General features: G+C 57.1%; 1 rRNA gene. It reads left to right on the top strand.

The features are described 5' to 3' along the window. Nucleotides 1-2,725 (top strand): 23S ribosomal RNA (locus tag ACP96_RS18150); the annotation flags it as partial. Nucleotides 2,726-2,776: the final 51 nt, after the last annotated feature.

Genomic DNA, 2,776 nt, shown 5'->3' with positions numbered 1-2,776 from the left:
TCCCCACTTCACTATTCGTGAGTAACCGCGAGTAAAAGCGACACAGCCCAAACCGAAGGTCTTCGGACCAATGTGGTGTTCGGGTTGACAACCAAAACGCGAGCTCTCATTTGAAGTCTCCTGGAACGGAGCGTGAGACAGGGTGACAACCCCGTAGAATGAGACAGTACCGTTGGCGTCAATACCAGAGTAGCAGGGGTCGGATATCCTCTGTGAACAACTCAGGCATCCCCTGAGAAGGCTAAACACTCCTCGAGACCGATAGCGAACAAGTAGCGTGAGCGAACGCTGAAAAGCACCCCGAGAAGGGCGGTGCAATAGGGCCTGAAATCAGCTGGCGATCGAGCGACAGGGCGTACAAGGCGATTCTTGAAACGACCGAGGAGCGATCCTCTAGTAGGAAGAGAATCGAGCCGGCGTCGTGTCGTGCGTTTTGAAAAACGACCCAGGGAGTGCACTTGATTGGCGAGTCTAACCCGTGAACCGGGGAAGGCGCAGGGAAACCGATACGGCCGCAGCACTATGTGTGAGGGCCACCGTGTTCAAGCGCGGGGAGTCAATTGGGTGCGACCCGAAACCAGGCGATCTATACGCAGGCAGGGTGAAGCGTGGCGAAAGCCACGTGGAGGCCCGTTAGAGTTGGTATTCTACAATATCCTCTCGTGATCTGCGCATAGGGGTGAAAGGCCCATCGAGCCTGGCAACAGCTGGTTCCAACCGAAACATGTCGAAGCATGACCTCATCCGAGATAGCCCGCGGGGTAGAGCTACCGATTGGATGACCCGCCTCCGAGAGGAGTCGGCCATCCTGTCGAACTCCAAACCCGCAGGCGTTGTAGACGATGGGAGTCCGGTACGCGGGGTAAGCCTGTGTACCGTGAGGGGAACAACCCAGAGCCGGGTTAAGGTCCCAAAGTGTAGATTAAGTGCGATTCGAAGGTGGTCTCAAGCCCTAAACAGCCGGGAGGTGAGCTTAGAAGCAGCTACCCTCTAAGAAAAGCGTAACAGCTTACCGGCCGAGGTTTGAGGCGCCCAAAATGATCGGGGCTCAAATCTACCACCGAGACCTGGCCGTGCCCTTGACAGGGGCAACCGCGTAGGTTGGCGTTCTGTTCGGATGGAAGCTCGGGCGAGAGCTCGCGTGGACCGTTCAGAAACGACAATCCTGGTCACAGTAGCAGCGATAGTCGGGTGAGAACCTCGACGGCCTGATGAGCAAGGGTTCCTCGGCACTGCCACTCAGCCGAGGGTCAGCCGGTCCTAAGATGCACCGCAACTCGACTGCATCAACGGGAAACTGGTTAAGATTCCAGTGCCATCGTGCAGTAAACGTCGACGCCGTGTGGAACGCTGAGCCGGGCCTTCGCCCGGTCAAATCGTGGAACCTCGTGGATGCCGTCACGGCACGAAGCGAGAGAAGCGCGAGATAGCGCAAGTCAGCCGTACATAGGGCCCGTGAAAAGACAAGCACGATGTCCGTACCGAGATCCGACACAGGTGCTCTGGCAGCGCAAGCCAAGGCCTGTCGGGAGAACCGACGTTAGGGAATTCGGCAAGTTAGTCCCGTACCTTCGGAAGAAGGGATGCCTGCTCTCGACGGAGCAGGTCGCAGTGACTCGGGCGCTCCGACTGTCTAATAACAACACAGGTGACCGCAAATCCGCAAGGACTCGTACGGTCACTGAATCCTGCCCAGTGCGGGTATCTGAACACCTCGTACAAGAGGACGAAGGACCCGTCAACGGCGGGGGTAACTATGACCCTCTTAAGGTAGCGTAGTACCTTGCCGCTTCAGTAGCGGCTTGCATGAATGGATAAACGAGAGCGCCACTGTCCCAACGTTGGACCCGGTGAACTGTACGTTCCAGTGCGGAGTCTGGAGACCCCCAAGGGGAAGCGAAGACCCTATAGAGCTTTACTGCAGGCTGTCGCTGAGACGTGGTCGCCGATGTGCAGCATAGGTAGGAGCCGTTACACAGGTACCCGCGCTAGCGGGCCACCGAGGCAACATTGAAATACTACCCGTCGGTGACTGCGACTCTCACTCCGGGAGGAGTACACCGGTAGCCGGGCAGTTTGACTGGGGCGGTACGCGCTCGAAAAGATATCGAGCGCGCCCGAAGATCATCTCAGCCGGGTCGGGAATCCGGCGAAGAGCGCAAGAGCACAAGATGGTCTGACAGTGTCATTCCCAACGAGTGACGCTGACGCGAAAGCGTGGTCTAGCGAACCTACGAGGCTCCGGAATGGGGCCCGTAGATGACAGAAAAGCTACCTTAGGGATAACAGAGTCGTCACCCGCAAGAGCACATATCGACCGGGTGGCTTGCTACCTCGATGTCGGTTCCCTCCATCCTGCCCGTGCAGAAGCGGGCAAGGGTGAGGTTGTTCGCCTATTAAAGGAGGTCGTGAGCTGGGTTTAGACCGTCGTGAGACAGGTCGGCTGCTATCTATTGGGGGTGTCAAGGTACTTGACGTGAACGAACGTATAGTACGAGAGGAACTACGTTTGGTCGCCACTGGTGTACCGGTTGTGTGAGAACGCAATGCCGGGTAGCCACGCGACACGGGGTAAGAGCTGAACGCATCTAAGCTCGAAACCCACATGGAAAAGAAGTACCGATGAGGTCACTCGTAGAAGACGAGTTCGATAGACTCGGGATGTACGCACCGAGGCAACGAGGTGTTGAGTCCACGAGCACTAACAGACCGAAGCCACAGTCATACGGCACTGACACCACAGTTCGTATGAGTTCAGGCGGTAACTGGATCGCAC

Origin of the sequence: Halorubrum halophilum (assembly GCF_000739595.1) — an archaeon.
GTDB lineage: Archaea > Halobacteriota > Halobacteria > Halobacteriales > Haloferacaceae > Halorubrum > Halorubrum halophilum.
The sequence above is the reverse complement of the archived record's forward strand: the minus strand, read 5'-3'. Positions and strand labels throughout refer to the sequence as shown.